The following is a 23,292-nucleotide window of genomic DNA, read 5'->3' on the forward strand; positions in this document are numbered from 1 at the left end:
TCTACTCCTTTAATACCGCATCTATATAGATGGATGGATTTAGTAGAACCTCGCCAGCCCCATTGATCAATGGCATGAACAATTCAGCGCCCACGCCAATGAAAACCGTGATGGCGACCAATAGTACCGAAGGAATGAGCATTTGGCGGTATGTTGATTTTTTTAAAGGCACCGTTTCAACCGGTTCTCCCCAGAATGCATAAATGAATATGCGGATTGCGCTTAAGAGTACAAGCAAGCTTGTTGCCAATACCACAATGCTGCCCCAGAAATGCGGCCCCTCAAATCCACCTTGCACAATTAGCAATTTACCCGGGAATCCGCTAAGCGGCGGAATACCGGCTAAGCCGAATGCGGTGATCAGATAAACCCATCCGAGGAATGGATGTGTTTTCATTAATCCGCCCATTTGGCGCAAATTGGATGTGCCAAAAATGACAGCAACAATGCCCACCAGGAAAAAGAGAGCGGCTTTGATCAACATATCGTGGATTAAGTAAAAGATTGCTCCGTCCACACCGGCTTCATTCAATTGCGATACACCGAACAAGATCACGCCTACAGCAATGATGATGTTGTAAATGATAATTTTCTTAACATCAAAATAAGCAAGGGCGCCAATACAGCCGGCCAAGATTGTCAGAATGGCAATGATGGCCAGCAGCTCATGCGTGAAATCTGTGTTCATCGTGAAAAACAAGGTGTATGTACGCATAATCGCATAAACCCCGACTTTGGTCAGCAAAGCACCGAAAAGCGCCAAGATGGGGGTAGGGGGAGCATGATAAGCTCCCGGCAGCCAAAAGTACAGCGGGAAAATAGCAGCCTTGAAACCGAACACCATCAGGAACATCACGGCAATTACCGTTAAGATTCCAGTCGCTTCAATCTGGGGAATCTTCACGGCCAAGTCGGCCATATTCAAAGTTCCGGTAACCGAGTATAAAAAGGCGACTGCTGAAACAAACAATGCAGAAGAAATCACGTTGACCAGCAAATATTTGATCGTTTCCCGCAGCTGCGGTTTTTCGCCGCCGTGGACAATCAGCATATAAGAAGACATCAACAGCACTTCAAAGAATACAAATAAGTTGAAAATATCGCCGGTCGTGAATGCTCCGTTAACACCCGTCAATAGGAAAAGCACTGCAGGGTAGTAAAACGATTGTTCACGTTCGGCCCCGATTGTCGGGAAGCTGTAAAAAATAATGAATAAGGTAATGATTGTTGCGCTAAGCACCAGCAAAGCGGAGAACAAATCAGATACCATCGTAATGCCGAAAGGTGCATCCCAGCTGCCTAATGTGACCGCCTGGATGCCATCTGTCTTCACTTTAGCTATTAAAAACAAAACTGCAACTAAAGCCAGTCCTGCCCCAATCGCAGCGAATGTCCGCTGCATACGGATATTTTTAGGGAAAAACAATAGAATCGCAGCAAATAGCAACGGAATTAAGACAGGAAAGAGAAGTAAATTAATCATTGTCTTCAGTTCCTCTCATTAAATTCACGTTATCGGTGCCAAGCTCCTGATAGGAACGGTAAGCAAGTACCAGGAAAAATGACGTCACCGCAAAAGAAATGACAATCGCCGTTAAAATCAGCGCTTGCGGAAGGGGATCGACATAATCTGAAATGCTTACGCCGTCCGCGACCACTGGAGGCGCAGTGCCGCCAAGGCCGCCCATTGTCAAAATCAGCAAATGCGCGCCATGGCTGAGCAAGCCGGTACCGATAATGATGCGGATCAAACTTTTTGAAAGCATCAGGTAAACAGCTGCCATAAACAAAAAGCCGATGACAACCGACATGATAATTTCCATTATTCATCCTCTCCAATCGTTTGAATAATGGTCATCGTAACGCCGACAACAACCAGATAAACGCCTAAATCAAACAAAGCGGCAGAATGCAAAGATGTTTTGCCCCAAAGCGGCAAATCAAAATAATCGTAGGCATGTGTAAAGAATGGAACATTAAAGAAAATGGAAGCGCTCGCCGTTCCAAGGGCCAACAGCAAGCCGGTAGCAGTCATCATGACGTAATTGAACGGGATGATTTTTTTCACCGTTTCGATGTCATACGCAAGCATCAGCAAAACGATGGCGCTGGCCGTCAAAAGGCCGCCGACAAACCCGCCGCCCGGCGTATAATGTCCAGCGAAGAAAATATGGACAGCGAACATCAGAATGATAAAGGTTACCACTTTTGTAGCGGTTTGAAGCATCACGTCATTTGTTCTCATGTTGCCCCTCCTTTTTGTTCAAACGGAGTTTGATCATGGAAATGATGGCAATCCCGGCGATGCCAAGAACCGTAATCTCGAACAGCGTATCAAAACCGCGGTAATCCACCAGAATCACGTTGACGATGTTTCCGCCTCCGGCTTCGGAGTAGACGGTTTCTTTGTAATACTCCGAAATGGACGGCAGAATTTTTTGCGAATGGGAAGCCAAAGCGACAAGCGTCATGGTGATGCCGACGCCTAGCGCAATTGCAGCATTCCCAAGTTTAAAGCCCATCCGTTCTTCTTTTTTGCTCACTTTCGGCAAATGATAGAACGCCAGCAGGAACAAAGCGACCGAGATGGTTTCAATCACCAGTTGCGTCAAAGCCAAATCCGGCGCGCGGAAAATGACAAAAAACAAAGCAACGGAGTAGCCCACCGCACCGAGTGCGATTATGGCAGTTAATCTGGATTTAGCCGCCAGAATGGTGATAGTCCCGCCCACTAAGGCAATCAGGATGATAATTTCATAGATGCCGATTGGAGCTGTATTGCTCAGATCCAAAACAAAGGCGTCTGTAATGACCAATGTGCTCAATACAATCAGCACCACGAAACCAAACATGTACACAAGGTAAGAACGGATAAACCCGGTCATGTAAACAGCGGAAAAGCGGTTGGCGCCGCCGTCGCTTAAATACATAAAGCTATCGTACAAGCGGTTGAGCGAAACGCTGTCCGGAAAGGCATCGTAGGCTTGCTTCCATTTGCGGAACGACCAGAACAGCAGAGCGCCGATGGCAAAAATGCCAAGCGTCATAAAGAACTCGGTATTCGCACCGTGCCAAGCGGAAACATGGATATCAATTTCTTCCGGATTGCTGTACATGAATGGCTGTATTGCCAGCACTGCCGGTTTCACAAGCCAATCGCCGACCACGTTCGGAATAAAGAAAATGGCGATGACAGACACCGCTAAAATAGCAGGGGATACGAGCATCCCGATAGGTGCTTCGTGCGCATGTTTCGGCAATTCTTCTGGCTTGTGTTTGCCGGCAAAGGTGTGGAACACAAAATAAAAACTGTAAACGAATGTAAAAACGCTTCCAATCCATGCCAGGACAGGGAACAGGATTCCCCATACATCCATGGAGAACAAATCGAATTCCGCGATGGCAAGCATGGCCGTCAAGAACATTTCCTTGCTGAGGAAACCGCCGAAAAGCGGGATCCCGGCCATCGAGAACGAACCGATCATCGCAATCGTAAAGCTGATCGGCATAATGCTCATCAACCCGCCGAGTTTGCGGATATCGCGTGTACCGGTTTCATGATCGACGATTCCGGCAATCATGAACAGGCTTCCTTTAAACACCGCATGGTTGACCAGGTGGAAAATTGCTGCAAAAGCCGCATACTTAAATACCGTACCGGCTGCATCTTCAACATGGAAGCCGAGTGCAGAAGCGCCCAGCAAACTCATGATCAATCCAAGCTGGGATACTGTTGAAAAAGCGAGGATTCCCTTGAGGTCTTTTTGCTTCAATGCAAAAAACGATCCCCAGAACATGGTGAACAACCCGATTCCGGTCACCAGCCAAACCCAAGTGCCGGAAGCGGCAAAAATCGGTGTGAATCTCGCGACCAGGTAAAGGCCGGCTTTCACCATTGTTGCCGAGTGCAGGTAAGCGCTGACCGGTGTCGGCGCTTCCATTGCATCCGGAAGCCAGATGTAGAATGGGAATTGCGCGGATTTCGTGAACGCACCGAGCAGGATCAATACCAAAGCCCAAGTAAAGAACTCATGGCCAAGCAGCTCCGGAGCCTGCGAAATCAGTTCGCGGATGGAGTACGTGTTGCCCATAATGCTGAGAAGCACAAAACCTCCAAGCATCATCAATCCGCCGAACACGGTAATCATCATCGATTTTAAAGCACCAAATCGCGAGCGGTCACGGGTATACCAGTAACCGATTAACAGGAACGAAGAAATCGAAGTCAGTTCCCAGAAAAGGTAGAGCGTAATCAGATGGTCAGACTGGACAATGCCCAGCATAGCAGTCATGAACATCAATAGATAAACGTAAAAATTATGTAATTGTTCGCGTTTTTTATCCAGGTAAAAAACTGAATACAAGACGACCAGAGATCCGATGCCCGTAATAAGCAACGAAAACAAGAGGCTCAATCCATCCAGGTAGGCTATGAATGAGATGTCGAGTGAGGGAATCCATTGGAATTCTGAAACCCGCGTGCCGCCGTCCATTGTAGTCGGAAGCAGGGTCGCGTAATAAATGAATAAAATCACCGGAACAACCAAAACAAACCAGCCGGTGTGAATCTGGCCGATTTTTTTAAACAACAGCGGGATGAAGAGTGCTGCTATTATAGGTAAGAAAATCAAAAACACAAGTGACAAATGAATCCTCCTTTCAATCGAATACGTGATGACTTTCTAGAGAAATTATAACGTACCTGAACATAATTTGCACCGATAGATACGGACGCCCATCTTTCTGTAGCAGTTTTTTCAGGTCTTTTAAGATAGGTAGAAACTCAATTAAGTTAATTTTGTGAATTTAACAGACATAATAAAAAAAGCCGATTTTCTGATGAAAATCGGCTTTTTCTTTGTCCAGCCTCCAGCGCCCAGCCCCTCGAGTCGCTTCCAGCGCTTGTCGAGGCTATATGGGCGCTTGCGCTTTTCTTATTACATCGATTTCAATTCCTGTTCCAGAAGTACGTCTTCGAAATCCTGCTCCGGTTTGGAGGTGGTGTATTTCAAAAAGACAAAGGAGACCAGGAAAAGCGTGCCGGTCACGATAAATACAGACGGAATGCCGATAAATCCACTGACAATCCCTCCGAACATTGGACCGATGATATTGCCTAGGAAGCGGAAGCTTGTGTTGTAGCCCATGATTTCCCCTTGGATTTCAATGGGCGCTTCTCTGCGCATTAAAGCGGTGGTTGTTGGAATCATACCACCGACAGCAATCCCGAACAGCAGGCGAAGAATCATCAATTGCCAAAGCTCAGTCACAAACGCTTGCGGGACGATAAAGACAAAAGCGAGAATCAGCAAAAACGTCAACACTTTCTCGTAGCCGATCTGGTCGCCCAGGCGTCCCCAGCGGCGGGCAAACAACAGATTTCCGACACCGGTCGCACTAAACGTAATCCCGGCCAAAAGCGCCACTTGTGAGCCGTCGGTCAAATGAGCGACATACAGCGACAAGAGCGGTTGTATGGAAAAGTTTCCGATTTGGATCAGCGAAGTGATGATCATGACATTAAACAACAGCCGGTGATTAAGTATCCCTTGAATGATTGTTTTTCGCGCGTAGACATGCGCATCTTTTTTCTTCACCCGTTTGATTTCTTTCAAACCGAAAGCGACGAGAAGAGCGGCAATCCCGATAACGCCGGACGTGATGACGAACGTATAGATGAAGCCGAAAGCATCAGCCATCAACCCGCCGATCACCGGACCGAACAAAGTGCCCGAGACACTTCCCATCTGCAGTGTCCCAAGCGTCTTGCCCGCTTCTTCTCTGCGGGTTTGCGAGCTGACGAATGCAAGGGAAGTAGGGATAAAGCCGGTAACAACGCCCATGAACAGCCGGATTAAAAACAACTCATGAACAGAATCAGCGGTACCCATTAAAAATATACTGATGGCAATCCCGAACCCGTTGATGATCAGGATGGGCTTATAGCCATATTTATCTGCAATCCTTCCCCAGATCGGCGACATGAACAAAGCCGCAACAAACGTTACGCCGAATACCAGGCCAGCCCACCGCTGGACATATGCTTCTGAATAATTGCCGAGTGTTTCAATATAAAGCGATAAAAAAGGCATAATCATGGTGGTGCTTCCTGCTACGAGAAAGTTGGAAAACATAATGATAAAGAAATTCTTTTTTTGTGCATCCATTCGGAACCCCTTCTTTCTGAACCATGGATCTAGCTCTAGTATAATATATTTCGTCACACGAAAAAAGTAAGGTGAATTACAAGTGTTTTCAATAAATTCGACCCTAATTTAAAGGGAAGGAGAAGCAAAATAAGATCCTGGACTGACTGGCAATATTCTTTATGCTAAAATGAAGCGGGGTGAAGACAATGAGAAAAAAACTAATGCCGATCGTATTGCTTACAGCTTTTCTGGCTGCATGCAATACCAATAGTGAAACCGCAACAACTGAACCAGCCAACACAGAAACATCGTCGGAAACGGCTTCTGAAGCAAAAGTGATAGAAGGCTATCCGCAACTGTCAAAAGAAGTGGCAGAAGATGAAGCGTTAGTGGCAATGAAGACATCAATGGGCGACATTAAAATCAAACTTTTTTCGGAACTGGCGCCTAAAGCCGTCGAAAACTTTCTGACACATGCCGAAAATGGCTATTACGATGGACTTCTCTTCCACCGTGTAATGGAAGGCTTCATGATCCAAGGCGGCGATCCGACCGGCACCGGCGGCGGTGGAGAAAGCATTTACGGCAAGCCGTTTGAAGATGAATTCAGTCAGAATTTGTACAACATCCGCGGAGCCCTTTCCATGGCAAACGCAGGTCCTGGAACAAATGGCAGCCAATTTTTCATTGTTCAGGCAACAGAAGTTCCTGCCGAACAAATCCCGGCTGACCATCCGGAAGAAATAAAAGCGGCTTATAAAGAAATGGGCGGCGCGTCTTGGCTTGACGGCAAACATACCGTATTCGGCCAAGTAGTGGAAGGCATGGACGTAGTGGATGCCATTGCCGCGGCAGAAACCCAGCAAGATAGACCGGTAAAAGACATTACGATCGACTCGATTGAGATTTTAGAAAAATGATGAAAAGAGGGAAATCCAATTAATATGGATTTCCCTCTTTTCTATAGAAAAAACTAAGGGGAGCCGTTTTGCAGGAGTTTCCGGGTAAATGGCCAAATAGCTAAGGAGACGAATTTAGTAAGGGAGGAAAAAAGTTATGTATGTAACAGTAGAGGATTTCCTGAAAGAGTGGGAGCGGGAAGCCGAGTTGACACAAAAGGTTTTAGAAGGGCTGACGGATGAATCATTAGAGCAGAAGGTTTATCCGGAAGGCCGGACATTGGGGCGTCTTGCCTGGCATATCACAACGACGATTCCTGAATACCTCAATCATTTCGGCGTCAAAACCGATCAGAAAGAAAATCCGGAAACCGTTCCGGCCTCTGCTAAGGAAATTGCGGAAGCGTTCAAGCGCACCAGCACCGCTGCAGCGGAAGCCATTCGGCTGCACTGGACTGACGAATCATTAAAAGACGTGCAGGCTGCTTTTGGCAGACAAGAAACGAATGCGCAAATCCTAATGGGGCTGATCAAGCATACCGTTCATCACCGGGGACAAATGACCGTTCTCATCCGGCAAGCTGGCATCAAACCTTACGGAGTTTATGGGCCGCCAAAAGAGGATTGGGTCCATCTTGGAGTGGAAAAGCCGCCGCTTTAAGGAATCTTTTCTTTCTTTTTCCGATTTCTATGCTATTATAGCTGTTAACATAACAGAAATGTCAGGTGAAATGAAATGGAAACAAGTGAAATGAATCGGAAAGCTGCACGAGTTCTTGAAGAATGGGATCCGTTTTCAGTCGGGGAAGACCAATACGAAACGGAAATTACGGATGTGGTAGCCCAGCTTCATCTGCTCGACCATCCATCCGATTTGGCTAAACAAATCCAGATGATTTATGAATTCTCTTTTGATAAGTGGATTCCCCTGGAGAAATGTGTGGATATTTCCTATAAACTGCTTGGCTTTAAATACGAAGCAAAATCCATTATTTAAAAAGAAAAAGCTTTCGGCGCTATAAGCCGAAAGCTTTTTTTATTTGGTTGCTTCCAACGAGTCCAGCAAATTGGAGGCTGGCACTTCTAGCGCATTTGAAAGCTTTAAAATAGTTTGTACAGATGGTATTTCTTCCCCTGATTCGTATGCCTGGAGGCGAGCTACGCCGACGCGTGCTTTTAGAGCCAATTCATCCAGTGACAGACGGCGTTCTTCCCGAAGGAATTTTAGTTGGGCGTGCAAATCTTCTCTCAAATTCATACACTCCTTTGCATAATAGTGCGTTTCTATACTCAAATCATACCATAAAAGAAGAATTTCGATAAACGAAATTATGGCATTTTTAGGTATTTATTTTTAGAAAACGTCCAGGATTCCCTGGATAAAGACAATAACAATGGCGACTGGTGCGACATACCGGACCAGTATCCGCCAAAGCGAAACCCATGAGGATTCTCCACCGAGTTCCAATGCAGTATCTTTTTTCGTCAGCACGTAGCCGGCGAAAAGAGCAGTGAAAAGCGCACCGAGCGGCAAACCGATTTTGCTGGTGAGAATATCGATAAAATCAAAGAACGTATAACCGAACAAAAACGGATCAGACATGACGCCAAATGATAAAGCGCTTGGAATGCCAACGACAAAAATCATCAACCCGTAAAGCCAAGCCAGTGTGCGCCGGCGTTCGAATTTGTTTTTTACGCCGATGGATACCACAATTTCCAGCATCGCAATGGAAGAAGTCAGTGTAGCGAACAGCATGAGCACAAAGAAAATGATCATCAGGAATTCACCCATAAACAGCTGGTCAAAGATAGCGGGAAGAATGATGAATACTAGTCCCGGACCTTGGTCAGGTGAGTAGCCGAGGGCAAAGACGGCCGGGAAGATGATGAGGCCTGCCATGACGGAAATGATGATGTTCAGAGAAACCACACTAAGGGCTGACCGTGTCAGGTTTTCCGCTTTTGATAAATAGGAAGCGTAAGTAATCATACCTGCAACTCCGACGCTCAGCGAGAAAAATGCCTGGCCAAGTGCTGTTAAGGCCGTATCGAACGTAAAGAAAGACCAGTCTGGAACAAGCATAAATTTAACGCCTTCAATTGCTCCATCCAGAGTTAATGACCTAATCATCAATACCAGGAAGAACAGCAGCAACGCGGGCATCATAATTTTGCTGGCGCGTTCAATTCCGGCTTGCACGCCGCCTTGGACAATCCAAATGGTCAAGAACATAAAGAGCGCCTGGGCAATCAATACTTCCAGTGGATTCCCAATAATGCCATTAAACAAATTGGCGAAATCTGCATCTCCTAAATTCGATAATTGAAGCAATATGGCACGGCCGAGATAAGACAAAATCCATCCGCCCACAACACTGTAAAAAGACAGAATCATGAACGAGAAGAAGAAGCCGGACCAGCCGATTAAAAACCATTTCTTGCCGGGTGCCTGTTTCTTTAACCCGGTTACTGCATCTGCCTGGCCGCGCCGTCCGATAACAAACTCAGCAAGCAGGATGGGCAAACCGATTGCAATGGTTGAGACAATGAACATTAAGATAAAGACACTGCCGCCATTTGAACCGGTTTCATATGGGAACTTCCAAATCGCGCCTAATCCGATGGCGCTCCCTGCAGCTGCAAGGATAAATCCGATTTTGGAAGTCCATTGTTCGCGTTTTTCCATTTCGTCACTCCTATTTCTAAATATTTTCTCATTCTACACGAGCACGTATGAAAAAAATAGCAAGAAATGATTTATAGGTTATTTCTCGTGTATAATAAACAGAAAAAGGAAAAGATTGAATATTCATGATAAAGGAGGGACGAGGAGTGGAAGAGCTTTTTCAGCGTGCGCAAAGCGGCAGCCGTGATGCTTTCATTGATTGGTGCTGGAAATACCAGGCGCAAATCGGCCAATTTGGATTTCAAAATGGTGTTCCCCCTGATCGGTCAGGAAAGTATCAGCTGGCCGTTTTCCAGGAATTTTATCAAGCCCTGCCCGGCATAAAACCGAATGAAGCAGACAACAGGTTGTGGCAGACTGCCATCAGCAAGCTTGCCGCTTTTAATGAGAAAACAAAAGATGCAGAAATGGATGTGCTTCGGTTTGAGGAAGACCTTGAAACGCATGCAGCGATCCAAGCATTGGCAGAGCCGCAGCGGGTTGCTCTTGCTTTGGTTTCATTCATAAAGAAAAGTGCAGAAGAAGCAGCGTGGATTACAGAAAAAACGGAACAGCAGATAAACGATCAGCTGGCAGCTGCGAAGGCGGAGCTTACCCGCGCATTGGGAATGGAAAAGGAAGGCCAGACAGAGAAAAGGCTGGAGTTTGCCGCAAAATCATATGCGAGAGTTTCTTTGCCATTTCCGGAGGAAGAGCTCTTTTCTTTAGAAGAACAACGCGAGGAGCTGTTGGCTCCTGGAAAATCCAGAGCAATGGATAAAGCCGGCAAACGCACTACCGTTTTGCTGGCGGCAGCCGGCCTGTTCATATCCGTAGTGATTGGCGCTTCCTTTCTCTTAAACGACCCGAACCCGAACATCGCCTCTTCAACGGAGGCCGATTCAGCTGAAACAATCACCAAGGAAATGGTGAAAAACTGGCAAGCGGAATACGATGCCATTCGCCAATCTTCGCCTGAACGTTTGGGGATAGATTCGAAAACATACGAAAAATTTGCGTATGTTAAAGAAGCGGATGCAGCGAAGAAAAGAGTGCTGGGCAAAGAAGCGATTAAAAAGATGGAAAACGATCCAAAGAAAATGGAGCATGAAGTCGATAAGCTGCTTTTGAAAATTGAGACACCGAAAGGAATGGAATTGAAGTTTCCGGAAGCTTTTCTGGTGGGAGAAGAAGTGGAAGCATTCCTGGATAATTACAAACTGAAAACAACTGAATTAATTGAGGCGGATGCAGAGATTTTTGAACGGCATGCTTCAGCGCTTTCGGAGGTCCGCTTTAATGGGGAAATGTCTGCAGAGAAGCTGCTGGCAAACAATGATGAGTTTCCGGAAGAAATAGAACGGCTGTTGGGCGGACTGCGGGAACAAAGTTTGACTGTCCTTAAACATCCATCGGAAGACCGTTTTATCATGCGCCGCAATATGGAAACTTTCTATGCAAATGATGTGCTAAATTCGTATTTGCTATCCACCAATCATTTTAATTTGATGATGAATGAACCGTATTTTGATGAGCAAGGGCTGTTAGTGCCGATAGAAGGATTGTCTCATTCGCTGATGATGATGGAAGAAGCGCTGCTCTTTGAGGAGCGTTCCAGTGAAATCTACGAGGACTACTTGCCAATTTTTATGCAATCTTTCTGGCTGGCTTTAAAAGGCAATGAAAACCAGCCGGTGTTTGACCAAAAGGGCGTCGTCAAACCCGAATACCGGCGGACGTGGAAAGAACTGGCGATGCAAACGAAAAATCCAATGATTTTTATTTTACTGCCAATATTGGACGAGATGGAAGCGAGCGGTTGGACCGCTTCAAAAAGCTACGATCAATTGGCTTACAAAGATCTTTTGAGGGCACTGGAGCTGGAAAAGGACGGAGCACTGGCGGAAAAGTTGCCCTATGGGAACTTTGAAGTGGAATCGGCCCGTATTGAAATGGATCACTTTGATGCTGCACCAATTGCCAAGCTTTACGAAAGTTTCTCAAAGAACCATGACTTGAAACTGCTGGAAGGGGTGCCGCCTCTTCAGATTGTTTTGCTCTTCGATTACGCCAATGGGCTTGAAGACGCAGAAACGATGTGGCATTTATTGGCCGAAGAAGAGGAAAAGCCGGAGTTGGAAGAATACAAAGCGATCTGGAGAAAAATGCCGGCCCTTAAGGAAGAGGCCGGTTACATGGAAATAGCAGAAGACAGTCCTTACCGGATAAGCGCAAATGTTTACGTGGAACCGATAATCAGTTTCAAAGATGAACAAAGAATGTGGCGGCAAGCTCAAACGCTTGTTGCTTCGGACAACGACATCTGGCTTGTGCGGACTCAGTTATATGAGGGCTATGATTTGGCGGACAAAGAAGCCCCTTTTGTTAAGAAAGTGGAAAGTCTGTACGAAAAATTTTCTGCCTGGCATAACGAAGCTTTGCTGAATCGTGTATCCCCCGCCGAAATCGGGGGAATGTATTTGCTGGCACGGGAAAAGGGAGACACGCAGACGATGATGGCTTTATCGGAGGGGTCCGAACAGGAGCAAGCGCTTGTGACATTTGAAACCTCTCAACTTGAAACTGTTTATCCTTATTTTAAGGAACTAAGTTCTTTGAATTTTTCTGTAGATTATTCCTACTATGGCTATACAGAGGACCGCATAAGAGGCGGGTTAAACGTAGAGCGGATAACAGCTGATTCTTCTGAAGGGTATACGATAAACATGGTGAAAACCGAAAAAGGATGGCGAATGGAAGACTTAATTCCATACTGATTTTACTCCTAGGCATATATTGTGCTATAATATACAGATGCCAATAGGTGTACAGGATAATTAGATAAGTATAGGAGCGGGTAGAACATGACAAAATATCAAACAGGCGACACAGTAGCAGGTAAAGTAACAGGAATTCAGCCTTACGGCGCATTCGTAGCATTGGACGATCAGACTCAAGGATTGGTCCACATTTCAGAAATTACACACGGCTACGTTAAAGAAGTTAGCGAATACTTGGCAGTAGGCCAGGAAGTTAACGTGAAAGTTTTGGAAGTTGACGAAAAATCTAAAAAAATCAGCTTGTCAATCCGTGCATTGCAAGAGCAGCCACCAGCAGCTCAACGCACTGAAAAACCAAAACAATCTCTTCAGTCGCACGTAAACGAAAACGACTCTGAAGGATTCAACTCATTGAAAGACAAAATGCAAGAATGGATCAAACGTTCAGGTCAGTAAGAAAAGCGGAAGCGCCTGATCAGGCGTTGCAGCTAGACAGTAAGAAAAGCGCTGACGGCCATGCAGCCTAAACGCAAAAACGAAGCGCAGACATCATGTCTGTGCTTCGTTTTTTTTGATTTTACGCAAGCGGTACTGCAGGTTCTGGCGGCTCATTCCGAGCGCTGCCGCCGCTTTTGTTACATTGCCGCCGTGGAGGTCCATGGCTTTCAGCAAATAATACATTTCAGCTTCCAGCAAATAATCATCAAGCGGCAGCAAATCTTTGCCCGCCCGAATGATGAAATCTTCCGGTGTTAAGGCCGTTTTGTTCATCGTTTTGGATTTGAAATGCTGAGGAAGCAGATCCACACTGATGCTTTCTTGCGTCGTGATCAAGGAAGTGGTTTCATCGAGCAGCAATTCAAGTTCTTTTAAATTGCCTGGCCAGTCATAGGCCATAAATAGACTTTGCACTTCTTCATCCAAGCGGCTGACCCGCGAGCCGAAGTACATGCGGTGCCGCGACAAATAATCCTCGATGAACGGCAAAATGTCTTCTTTGCGGTTCCGGAGCGGTTCCAATTGGATCGTCATCGCTGAGAAAAAGTAATAAAGCTCTTTTAATAGTTTCTTTGAAGCGATCAATTCAACAGGATCCTCGCCGACACTCGCTATGAAATACGTATCTCCGTTCATCTGCTTTTGTGCCATTTTCAATAATCGGACTTGCAAAGGCGGAGGCAATAAGTCGATCCGTTCACAGTAAATGGTGCCGCCAGACAACTCTTGATTTAACTGATCGATCAATTTTTCATTGGCCCCGTGGCAATAAAGCGTATTCAATTGGCCGGATGAAGAAGAAGCCCAGTGGATGGCTTCGGCAATCAATTCCTTCCCGGTGCCGGATTCACCGATCAAAAGCACCGGCAATTTGGTCGTTGCCGCTTTTTCAGCTGTGGCAATCACTTTTTTCATGCTGTCCGAAACAGCTGTAATGCTATTGAACGTAATTGGCTCTTCGTATTTTTTCAGAGGCTGGTAGACCACTTTTTCAAGCGTCGTGACGTCACGCGACAATTCGACAGCACCGATTAATTGGCCGCCTTGCGCAACGGGATAGGTATCATTCAATGTGGTAATTTGCTGGCCTTTCCGGTTCCAATAGGTTTGCTTCGCATTTAATACAGCTTCACCGGTTTGAAGAACTTGCAGAAGGGTGCTTTCGTGCTGCTCGAATCGGAACATCTCAAGCAAGGAGCGGTCAACCAGTTCCTCAAAATCAAAGCCTTCAATTTCTTTCATTTTTTGGTTGTATAAAATGGTTTTCCCTTTCAGATCTACAGCATGAATACCTACTGCTACATGCTCTGCTGCAAACTTTAAAAAGGGCGACAAATCTATTTCTCCAGTAGTCAATCCCATCACCTCAAAAATATTTGAACTTTTTAATAGATAATACTTGAAAAATGCAACAATCTTTTGCATTATTATATATGGAAAGAGATTAGAAGTGCAAATATTTTTTGCACACATCCAAATTCGAGGAGGATTTACATGATTCCCTACAAACATGAACCATTTACTGATTTTTCAATTGAATCGAACCGCAATGCGTATTTAGAAGGTTTGAAAACAGTTGAAGCTTACTTAGGTCAAGACTACCCACTAATTATCGGTGGCGAGCGTGTCATGACAGAAGACAAAATCGTTTCCTTCAACCCGGCAGACAAAGAAGAAATCGTAGGCCGCGTTTCTAAATCAAATAAAGACTTAGCTGAAAAAGCGATGCAAAGTGCTCTTGAAGCGTTTAAAACATGGAAAAAAGTAAAACCGGAAGTGCGTGCAGACGTATTGTTTAAAGCTGCTGCAATCATCCGCCGCCGCAAACATGAATTCTCTGCACTTTTAACTAAAGAAGCAGGTAAGCCTTGGAACGAAGCAGATGCGGATACAGCTGAAGCAATCGATTTCCTTGAATACTACGGCCGCCAAATGCTTCGCCTTAAAGACGGCATGCCAGTAGAAAGCCGCCCGGGTGAGTACAACCGCTACGATTACATTCCTTTAGGTGTTGGTGTTGTCATTTCACCTTGGAACTTTGCTTTCGCTATTATGGCAGGTACAACTGTTGCAGCGATGGTAACTGGAAACACGGTTCTATTGAAGCCGGCTTCAACAACTCCGGTCGTGGCTTACAAATTCATCGAAGTTCTTGAAGAAGCGGGCATGCCAGCAGGCGTCGTCAACTATATTCCAGGACCTGGCGGAGAAGTAGGGGATTACTTGGTAGACCACCCACAAACTCGCTTTATCTCATTCACGGGTTCACGTGCTGTCGGACTTCGCATCGCAGAACGTTCTTCTAAAGTAAACGAAGGGCAAATCTGGATGAAACGTTTAATCGCTGAAATGGGCGGAAAAGATACAATGGTCGTAGATAAAGAAGCGGACCTTGAACTTGCTGCACAATCCATCGTGAAATCTGCATTCAGCTTCAGTGGACAAAAATGTTCAGCAGCTTCACGCGCTGTCATCGTTGAAGACGTATACGACCAAGTAGTAGATCGTGTCATCGAATTAACGGGCGAATTGACAGTCGGAAACCCTGTTGACCAAAACAATTTTATGGGACCGGTTATTGACTCAGCTGCTTTCAAAAAAATCACAGACTACATTGAAATCGGAAAAGAAGAAGGCCGTCTAGTTGCCGGTGGTACTGGAGATGACTCTACAGGTTATTTTGTGAACCCGACAATTTTCGCTGACCTTGATCCGAACTCACGCATCATGCAAGAAGAAATTTTTGGCCCGGTCATCGGTATTTCAAAAGCCAAAGACTTTACTGAAGCAATCGAAATTGCCAACAACACTGAATACGGTTTGACTGGAGCGGTTATTACAAACAACCGTGAACATTTGGAGCAGGCACGCGAAGATTTCCATGTCGGAAACCTGTACTTCAACCGCGGATGCACAGGCGCTATCGTTGGATACCAGCCATTCGGTGGATTCAACATGTCTGGAACTGACTCAAAAGCAGGCGGACCGGATTACCTGACACTTCACATGCAAGCAAAAACAACTTCAGAGATGTTATAATAATTCATTAAATGTTATAATAATTCATAATCAAGGCAGACGATAAGTCTGCCTTTTTTAAAAAAGGAGGAAATAACATGACAAAAACACAAGAAATTATTCAAACGACTGAAAAGTACGGGGCTAACAACTACCATCCACTTCCGATTGTTATCACGGAAGCAGAGGGCGTGTGGGTAACAGATCCAGAAGGCAATAAATTTATGGATATGTTGTCTGCTTACTCTGCAGTGAACCAAGGGCATCGCCATCCGAAAATTATTCAGGCATTAAAAGACCAAGCTGACCGCGTGACGTTGACTTCTCGTGCATTCCATAACGATATGCTGGCGCCATGGTATGAAATGATCTGCAAAATCTCCGGCAAAGAAATGGCATTGCCAATGAATACAGGTGCTGAAGCTGTAGAAACCGCTTTCAAAGCGGCTCGCCGTTGGGCATATGACGTTAAAGGCGTTGAAGAAAACAAAGCGGAAATCATTGCGTGCAACGGAAACTTCCATGGCCGTACAATGACGGCTGTTTCCTTATCATCTGATCCTGAATACCGCAGAGGCTTCGGACCGATGCTTCCAGGCATCAACTTAATTCCTTTCGGCGATTTGGAAGCCTTGAAAAATGCCATCACGCCGAACACCGCTGCATTCCTGATTGAGCCAATCCAAGGTGAAGCTGGAATCATTATGCCGGAAGAAGGATTCTTGAAAGCTGCAAGAGAACTTTGCCGCGAAAACAATGTCTTGTTTATTGCGGATGAAATTCAATGCGGCCTAGCGCGTACCGGCAAAATGTTCGCCTGTGAATGGGAAGATGTAAACCCGGACATGTACATACTCGGTAAAGCACTTGGCGGCGGCGTATTCCCGATTTCTTGTGTTGTAGCTGACCACGAAATTCTTGGTGTCTTTAACCCGGGTTCCCACGGTTCGACATTTGGCGGCAATCCGCTTGCTTGTGCAGTATCCATTGCATCGATGGAAGTATTGCAGGACGAGAAACTGGCTGACCGCTCTTTGGAACTGGGCGACTATTTCATGGGCAAATTGCGTGAAATTGACCATCCTTCTATTAAAGAAGTTCGTGGACGCGGATTGTTCATTGGAATGGAGCTTACGGAAGAGGCACGTCCATATTGCGAACAGTTAAAAGAATTGGGGTTATTGTGCAAAGAAACGCATGATACAGTAATCCGTTTTGCACCGCCGCTTATTATTGCAAAAGAAGATCTGGACTGGGCAATTGAGCGCATCCAAAAAGTCTTTTCAAAATAAGATGTTCCTGACACATGCAAAGTGAATTATGTTACACTAGTTGCGGAGTAATTACTATGATATAAAGAGGCGAATTAAAACAATGGCTGAAAACCTGAATTTGTTGACGTCAACACAGAACGTTATCAAAACTGCATTGGATAAACTCGGATACGAAGAAGCTATGTACGAACTTCTGAAAGAACCAATGAGAATTATGGAAGTTCGTATTCCCGTACGTATGGATGATGGGAAAACAAAAGTGTTTACTGGATTCCGTGCGCAGCATAACGACGCTGTCGGACCGACCAAAGGGGGAGTCCGTTTCCACCCTGAAGTAAACCGTGAAGAAGTGATGGCTTTGTCTATGTGGATGACGCTAAAATGCGGTATCGTAGATTTGCCATATGGCGGCGGTAAAGGCGGCATTATTTGTGACCCACGTGAAATGTCTATGCATGAAATTGAGAAACTGAGCCGCGGCTATGTTCGCGCGATCAGCCAAATCGTTGGGCCGAACAAAGATATTCCGGCTCCAGACGTTTTCACAAACTCTCAAATCATGGCTTGGATGTTCGATGAATACAGCAAAATTGATGAATTCAATTCACCTGGATTTATTACCGGAAAACCGATTGTTCTTGGGGGCTCTCAAGGCCGGGACAAAGCAACTGCTCAAGGTGTAACCATTGTTCTTAATGAAGCTGCTAAAAAACGTGGTTTGGAAATGAAAGGCGCCCGAGTTGTCATTCAAGGTTTCGGGAATGCCGGCAGTTTCTTAGCTAAATTCTTGCATGATCAAGGTGCTAAGATTGTCGGAATCTCAGACGCTTATGGCGCACTTCACGACCCGGATGGGTTGGATGTTGAGTACTTGCTTGACCGCCGCGACAGTTTCGGAACAGTGACTACCTTGTTTGATAACACGATCACCAATAAAGAATTGTTTGAATTGGACTGCGACATCATCGTCCCTGCTGCAATTTCTAACCAAATTACAGCGGATAACGCACCTAATATCAAAGCTTCCATCGTAGTTGAAGCGGCAAATGGCCCGACAACTTCAGAAGCGACAAAGATTTTAACTGAACGTGGCATTCTTTTGGTCCCTGACGTACTGGCAAGTGCCGGCGGTGTTACCGTTTCTTACTTTGAATGGGTACAGAACAACCAAGGTTACTACTGGACTCAAGAAGAAGTGGATGAGAAATTGACGAAAAAACTAGTAGACGCTTTTGAAAATGTCTACAATGTTGCGACTACACGCAATATCGATATGCGCCTTGCTGCCTATATGGTAGGAGCACGCAGAACTGCTGAAGCTGCCCGCTTCCGTGGATGGGTATAAGCATTTAAGGAAAAGCCGCTCGGGAAATATTCCGAGCGGCTTTTTGGTTTAAATTTTTTGCGTTTTTTATACAGAAAATCCATAATAGGAGAAGAAAAGGAGGCTGATTAGATGAATGCATTTTCATTTTACAACCCGGTGAAGTTAATATTCGGTAAAGGCCAGTTGGAGGCAGTTAAAAAAGAATTGCCGAAATTCGGCAAGAAAGTTTTGGTTGTATACGGCGGAGGCAGCATCAAAAAGAACGGTTTATACGATGAAGTGATGCAGGCCCTTGGTGAAGCGAACCTGGAAGTTTTCGAATTGGCAGGAGTAGAACCAAACCCGCGCATTTCAACAGCTAGACGCGGCATCGAAATTTGTAAAAAAGAAGGCATTGAAATGCTATTAGCAGTAGGCGGTGGATCGGTCATTGACTGCGCGAAACTGATTGCTTGCGGAGCTACATATGAGGGAGATGCATGGGACTTTGTTTCCCGCAAAGCCAAGCCGGAAAGTGCATTGCCCTTCGGTACTGTTTTAACTTTGGCTGCAACCGGTTCTGAGATGAACTCGGGTTCGGTTATCACTAATGAAGAAACACAGGAAAAGTACGGCTGGGGCAGCCCGCTGTCATTCCCGAAATTCTCGATTTTGGATCCTACTTACACCATGTCGGTTCCTAAAAACCACACAGTTTACGGAATTGTAGACATGATGTCTCATATTTTCGAACAATATTTTAATAATGCAACAAACACACCGGTGCAAGACCGCATGTGTGAAGGAGTCTTAAAAGCAGTAATGGAGACGGCACCAAAATTATTGGAAGATCTGCAGAGCTATGAGCACCGCGAAACGATTCTATTTGCTGGGACAATGGGCTTGAATAACTTCCTTCAGATGGGGTATAACGGCGACTGGGCGACTCACAATATCGAACACGCGGTGTCAGCGGTCTACGATATTCCGCATGCAGGCGGACTCGCCATTCTCTTCCCGCAGTGGATGCGCCATAATGTCAAAGTGAACCCTTCACGCTTCGCCCAGATGGCAGTACGCGTCTTTGACGTGAATCCGGATGGCAAGACAGAGGAAGAAACGGCATTCGAGGGAATCGACCGTCTGCAGGAGTTCTGGACCTCTCTTGGAGCGCCGACGCGCTTAAACTACTATGATATCGATGATTCGAAAATCGATGTAATGGTTGAAAAAGCAATGGTTTACGGAGAATTCGGCAACTTCACGAAACTGAAAGATGAAGATGTAAAAGAAATTTTGCAAGCCTCTTTATAATATAGAAAAAAGCTTGAGCGCATTTTAACAGCGCTCAAGCTTTTTTTATTGTTTAGAAAGGTTGGCAATTGTTTCAGGCTTTTTGCTTACATGCGTCCAGTGTTTGACTCCGTCATCTGCATCCAACGATACAATGACATCATCGACACTTGGCTGACTTAGAATCAGTTCAGCCAAACGATCTTGAAGCAGGTCAGCTTCGGTCACATTGAGGGAAGGGTTAACCTCGACTTTCGTTTCCACATGTAGGAATTCGCCTTCCTTGATCACTTCAAGTTTGCGGATATCTCTTACATCAGGGTGTTCGCTCAGCAAGTGAGCGATATGATTGACCATTTGTTCATCGGTTTCTCCGATGGCACCGCGAGCATTTTCAAGAAATACTTTGGTGACTACGTAAAACATCATTAATCCGATGGCAATTGATGCAGCTCCTTCAATCGCAAGGAATCCGGTGTAATGGGCGATCAATACAGCGATCAATGCAAGCACGCCGCCGGAAGTCGCGACTAAGTCTTCCATGAATACGAGCTTCGTTGCTGGTTTTGCCCGGTTCATATGAGCAAAACTGGTTGTTAACGGAGCCATTGCGCCTCCCTTAACACCGGCTTCATGAAGAATTTCTTTTCCAGCCTTATATAGAACAAAAGTTTCTAAGATGATAGCAATTGAGAGAACGACAACGCTGATGATAAATCCTTCGGCTTCGACTGGGTGAGTCAATTGGTGCCAGCCTTCAATAATTGTTTCGTATGCCATAATGCCGACAATTAAAACAGCGCCAAGCAGTACGATATTCAGCAGCCGGCCGAACCCATTAGGAAAACGCTTGGTCGGTGCTTTTTTGGATAATGCTGATCCGATAAAGACGAAAAATTGGTTTGCTGCATCGCCGATCGAGTGCATGGTTTCTGCAAACATTGCCACGTTGCCGGTAAAGAAGAAGGCCACACCTTTCATAATTGCGATAAACGTGTTCGTAATGGCTGCGTATAAGGATGGCTTGTTGCCTCCTTTAAGCAATGTAAAAAATTCTCCCATTCAAATTCCTCCTCAACTAATCAATTCAATTTCAATGTGTTCAACATACGGGATCTTGCCAATCTCCTGATAAAGGACGATCGTTTCTTTCTCCTGAAGAAAAGAAGCGCGAATGGATAATTTGTGCTGGCTCAGATCCTCTTTTTCCTGATGATCATAAATGGAAAGAGCTTCGATTACCACTCCGATTGCTTTTATCTCATCCACTATGGCAGGAATTGCGTTTTGTTCGGACGTGACCACCCGGATATTTGCCTCTACCATCCGCAGTCTTTTGGGGCCGAGTTTAAAGAGAAGGGGAGGGATGACTTCAATGCCGATTAAAATGATTAGTACAGAAACGGCAGCTTCAATATAGAATCCAGCTGCGACCCCAATCCCAATTCCTCCAGCTCCCCAAATCATCGCAGCAGTCGTCAACCCGGAGATTGAATCATTGCCGCGTTTCAAAATGACGCCTGCTCCAAGAAAACCGATGCCGGAAACGATTTGTGCAGCTAAGCGGAGGGGATCCATTGTGATATTCACATTGGCGTATTCGCTGCCTTCAGCGATATATGCAGACTCAATAGAGATAATCGTCAGCAGGCAACTGAACGTGGCAATCACAATGCTTGTCTTTAAACCCACTGGCTTTCTTTTTAATTCCCTTTCCAACCCGATTACTAAACTTAAGATAGCGGCTAAAAATAATTTCAAAAAAGTTTCGAGTGATGAAATTTCAAGGGCAGAAAAAAAGTCCATAAGTTTGGCCTCCTTTCGTTTCGAGTATTGATAAAGAAGATTGGACATGTCACACTATTAGAAGTGTGAAAATATGTACAGTTGAAACGGAAGTCCGAAAGAAAGAGAGGCATCTTTATGGAAAAGCCAATGGTCCATCCTTTTATCCCGATTATAGTCGGTGTTTTCTCAGTTGCACTTTCTGCAATCTTTGTGAAAATGACGACTGCTGATTCGGGAGTCACAGCATTTTACCGCATGCTGTTCTCGATTTTGATCATGAGTCCAATCTTCTTTATGAAATATACCCACGAAATCAAGAAGCTAAGCAAAAGAGACTGGATTTTTACTTCAGTCGCAGGAATTTTCTTGGCGTTTCATTTTATTCTTTGGTTTGAATCTTTGAATTACACGTCTGTGGCAAGTTCAACGGTTCTCGTTACACTGCAGCCGCTATTCGCTTTTGTAGGTACGTATCTCTTTTTCAAAGAGCATATTTCCCTCAAGACCTTAATTTCTGGAATGATTGCAGTGCTGGGGAGCGTATTGATCGGTTACGGGGATTTCCGAATAAGCGGAACCGCTTTATATGGAGATGTATTAGCTTTAATTGCTTGTGCACTGATTACCGGCTATCTACTTTTTGGCCAGGATGTTCGAAAGAGGCTTTCGTTAATTACCTATACATTTGTAGTTTATGGAGTCAGCACAATAACATTATTCTTCTATATCATATTTAAGGGAGAGTCTTTTGGGCCTTATCCGGCTAGCGAGTGGATGTGGTTCTTGCTATTGGCTATCATTCCAAACCTTCTCGGGCACACATTATTTAACTGGTCGCTTAAGTGGGTAAGCACGAATGTGATTTCCATTGCCATTCTTTTTGAGCCGGTAGGGGCGGCAATACTGGCCTATTACATACTTGGAGAGACCTTGAGCGCTAGTCAGATTATCGGCGGAAGTGTAGTGTTGGCGGGGATTATCTTGTTTGTTGCCGACTACCAAAAAATAAAATCAATCTTTTTTAAGAAAAAGGGTTGATTTTATCCGCTGGGCGGTTTATATTTATACATGTCCTTAAGACGACGCGAAAAAATATTTTAAAATAGTATTGACTTCGAATCTCAAGTAGGATATATTAATAAAGTCGCAAATGAGCGGCGCACAAAACATGAACCTTGAAAACTGAACAGCAAAATGTCAACAAAAATTGTTGAGGCGTTCCGACGCCGAAACAAATTTTATGCGAGGATCGTCGCAAAGCGATCCGAGCAGAACTACTGATCAGCCTTGTGCAGATCAAGCGACTCGCGCACCTTTCGGGGTGGCGAGACGCCAGCAAGTATTTGAGCAATCAACTACTCTATAATGGAGAGTTTGATCCTGGCTCAGGACGAACGCTGGCGGCGTGCCTAATACATGCAAGTCGAGCGGAACCAGAGGAGCTTGCTCCTTCTGGTTTAGCGGCGGACGGGTGAGTAACACGTGGGCAACCTGCCCTGCAGATCGGGATAACTCCGGGAAACCGGTGCTAATACCGAATAGTTTTGGGTCCCTCCTGGGACCCAACGGAAAGACGGTTTCGGCTGTCACTGCAGGATGGGCCCGCGGCGCATTAGCTA

The 23,292-nt window shown here is 45.3% G+C and carries 20 protein-coding genes and 1 rRNA gene; 11 read left to right on the top strand and 10 right to left on the bottom strand.

All coding sequences use genetic code 11. From position 1 onward, the window contains the following. Position 1 precedes the first annotated feature (1 nt). The 5 genes from BLQ32_RS09795 to BLQ32_RS09815 all read right to left on the bottom strand — a co-directional run bounded on the left by BLQ32_RS09795 (position 2) and on the right by BLQ32_RS09815 (position 6,167). Positions 2–1,483 (bottom strand): Na+/H+ antiporter subunit D, encoded by a 1,482-nt coding sequence (locus BLQ32_RS09795; protein ID WP_074510180.1) that lies wholly within the window; start codon positions 1,481–1,483, stop codon positions 2–4. Beyond that, on the bottom strand, positions 1,476–1,823 hold the full coding sequence (locus BLQ32_RS09800; RefSeq protein ID WP_036808358.1) for a Na(+)/H(+) antiporter subunit C: 348 nt from the start codon (positions 1,821–1,823) through the stop codon (positions 1,476–1,478). The genes BLQ32_RS09795 and BLQ32_RS09800 overlap by 8 nt, the downstream gene beginning before the upstream one ends. Continuing rightward, on the bottom strand, positions 1,823–2,245 hold the full coding sequence (locus BLQ32_RS09805) for a Na(+)/H(+) antiporter subunit B (protein ID WP_036808360.1): 423 nt from the start codon (positions 2,243–2,245) through the stop codon (positions 1,823–1,825). Before BLQ32_RS09805 ends, BLQ32_RS09800 begins: the two co-directional genes overlap by 1 nt. After that, on the bottom strand, positions 2,232–4,646 hold the full coding sequence (locus BLQ32_RS09810; RefSeq protein ID WP_074510181.1) for a Na+/H+ antiporter subunit A: 2,415 nt from the start codon (positions 4,644–4,646) through the stop codon (positions 2,232–2,234). Before BLQ32_RS09810 ends, BLQ32_RS09805 begins: the two co-directional genes overlap by 14 nt. A 291-nt stretch (positions 4,647–4,937) precedes the next feature. Then, entirely contained in the window at positions 4,938–6,167 is a 1,230-nt protein-coding gene (locus tag BLQ32_RS09815) for an MFS transporter (protein ID WP_053167119.1), read from the bottom strand. A 188-nt stretch (positions 6,168–6,355) separates the two neighbouring features. Here BLQ32_RS09815 and BLQ32_RS09820 point away from each other — a divergent pair, with 188 nt between their 5' ends. The 3 genes from BLQ32_RS09820 (at position 6,356) to BLQ32_RS09830 (ending at position 8,045) form a co-directional block, all read left to right on the top strand. Beyond that, complete coding sequence (locus tag BLQ32_RS09820; RefSeq protein ID WP_074510182.1) at positions 6,356–7,069, top strand: peptidylprolyl isomerase; 714 nt, start codon at positions 6,356–6,358, stop codon at positions 7,067–7,069. 136 nt (positions 7,070–7,205) lie between these two features. Beyond that, the gene (locus tag BLQ32_RS09825) at positions 7,206–7,709 is read left to right on the top strand and encodes a DinB family protein (protein ID WP_074510183.1); all 504 of its coding nucleotides are present in this window, start codon (positions 7,206–7,208) and stop codon (positions 7,707–7,709) included. A gap of 75 nt (positions 7,710–7,784) precedes the next feature. Continuing rightward, positions 7,785–8,045: a DUF1871 family protein gene (locus tag BLQ32_RS09830; protein ID WP_036808389.1), complete on the top strand. Its 261-nt coding sequence runs from the start codon at positions 7,785–7,787 to the stop codon at positions 8,043–8,045. 39 nt (positions 8,046–8,084) lie between these two features. On the opposite strand, the gene BLQ32_RS09835 is transcribed toward BLQ32_RS09830, so the two are convergent. Beyond that, positions 8,085–8,300: a helix-turn-helix domain-containing protein gene (locus tag BLQ32_RS09835; protein WP_244890342.1), complete on the bottom strand. Its 216-nt coding sequence runs from the start codon at positions 8,298–8,300 to the stop codon at positions 8,085–8,087. Between the two features lie 102 nt (positions 8,301–8,402). Continuing rightward, positions 8,403–9,737, bottom strand: coding sequence for a sodium-dependent transporter (locus tag BLQ32_RS09840; protein ID WP_074510185.1), 1,335 nt, complete (start codon positions 9,735–9,737; stop codon positions 8,403–8,405). 146 nt (positions 9,738–9,883) lie between these two features. On the opposite strand from BLQ32_RS09840, the gene BLQ32_RS09845 reads away from it, so the two are divergent. Further along, the gene (locus tag BLQ32_RS09845) at positions 9,884–12,493 is read left to right on the top strand and encodes a hypothetical protein (protein ID WP_074510186.1); all 2,610 of its coding nucleotides are present in this window, start codon (positions 9,884–9,886) and stop codon (positions 12,491–12,493) included. Between the two features lie 87 nt (positions 12,494–12,580). Further along, positions 12,581–12,952 carry a S1 domain-containing post-transcriptional regulator GSP13 gene (gene yugI / locus BLQ32_RS09850; RefSeq protein ID WP_036808401.1) on the top strand — a complete coding sequence of 124 codons (372 nt, stop codon included), beginning with the start codon at positions 12,581–12,583 and terminating at the stop codon, positions 12,950–12,952. Between the two features lie 93 nt (positions 12,953–13,045). On the opposite strand, the gene BLQ32_RS09855 is transcribed toward yugI, so the two are convergent. After that, complete coding sequence (locus tag BLQ32_RS09855; protein ID WP_139150528.1) at positions 13,046–14,350, bottom strand: sigma 54-interacting transcriptional regulator; 1,305 nt, start codon at positions 14,348–14,350, stop codon at positions 13,046–13,048. A gap of 138 nt (positions 14,351–14,488) precedes the next feature. Between BLQ32_RS09855 and pruA the strand changes: the two genes are divergently transcribed. The 4 genes from pruA to BLQ32_RS09875 all read left to right on the top strand — a co-directional run bounded on the left by pruA (position 14,489) and on the right by BLQ32_RS09875 (position 19,906). Then, entirely contained in the window at positions 14,489–16,033 is a 1,545-nt protein-coding gene (gene pruA, locus BLQ32_RS09860) for an L-glutamate gamma-semialdehyde dehydrogenase (protein ID WP_074510188.1), read from the top strand. A 77-nt stretch (positions 16,034–16,110) separates the two neighbouring features. After that, entirely contained in the window at positions 16,111–17,304 is a 1,194-nt protein-coding gene (locus BLQ32_RS09865) for an ornithine--oxo-acid transaminase (protein ID WP_036808410.1), read from the top strand. A gap of 82 nt (positions 17,305–17,386) precedes the next feature. After that, on the top strand, positions 17,387–18,631 hold the full coding sequence (locus BLQ32_RS09870) for a Glu/Leu/Phe/Val family dehydrogenase (RefSeq protein ID WP_036808413.1): 1,245 nt from the start codon (positions 17,387–17,389) through the stop codon (positions 18,629–18,631). Positions 18,632–18,742: 111 nt separating this feature from the next. Further along, a complete protein-coding gene (locus BLQ32_RS09875) occupies positions 18,743–19,906 on the top strand; it encodes an iron-containing alcohol dehydrogenase (RefSeq protein WP_074510189.1) in 1,164 nt (387 codons plus the stop codon). 45 nt (positions 19,907–19,951) lie between these two features. Here the strand turns inward: BLQ32_RS09875 and BLQ32_RS09880 are convergent, their stop codons facing one another. Together BLQ32_RS09880 and BLQ32_RS09885 are read right to left on the bottom strand one after the other, a co-directional pair. Continuing rightward, entirely contained in the window at positions 19,952–20,947 is a 996-nt protein-coding gene (locus tag BLQ32_RS09880; protein WP_074510190.1) for a cation diffusion facilitator family transporter, read from the bottom strand. Positions 20,948–20,959: 12 nt separating this feature from the next. Continuing rightward, a complete protein-coding gene (locus BLQ32_RS09885; protein WP_074510191.1) occupies positions 20,960–21,691 on the bottom strand; it encodes an MgtC/SapB family protein in 732 nt (243 codons plus the stop codon). Positions 21,692–21,808: 117 nt separating this feature from the next. Between BLQ32_RS09885 and BLQ32_RS09890 the strand changes: the two genes are divergently transcribed. After that, positions 21,809–22,711 (top strand): DMT family transporter, encoded by a 903-nt coding sequence (locus tag BLQ32_RS09890; protein WP_074510192.1) that lies wholly within the window; start codon positions 21,809–21,811, stop codon positions 22,709–22,711. 324 nt (positions 22,712–23,035) lie between these two features. Then, positions 23,036–23,292: ribosomal RNA gene (locus BLQ32_RS09895) — 16S ribosomal RNA — on the top strand; the annotation flags it as partial.

The sequence above is a fragment of the Planococcus glaciei genome (assembly GCF_900099655.1).
Lineage (GTDB): Bacteria > Bacillota > Bacilli > Bacillales_A > Planococcaceae > Planococcus > Planococcus glaciei.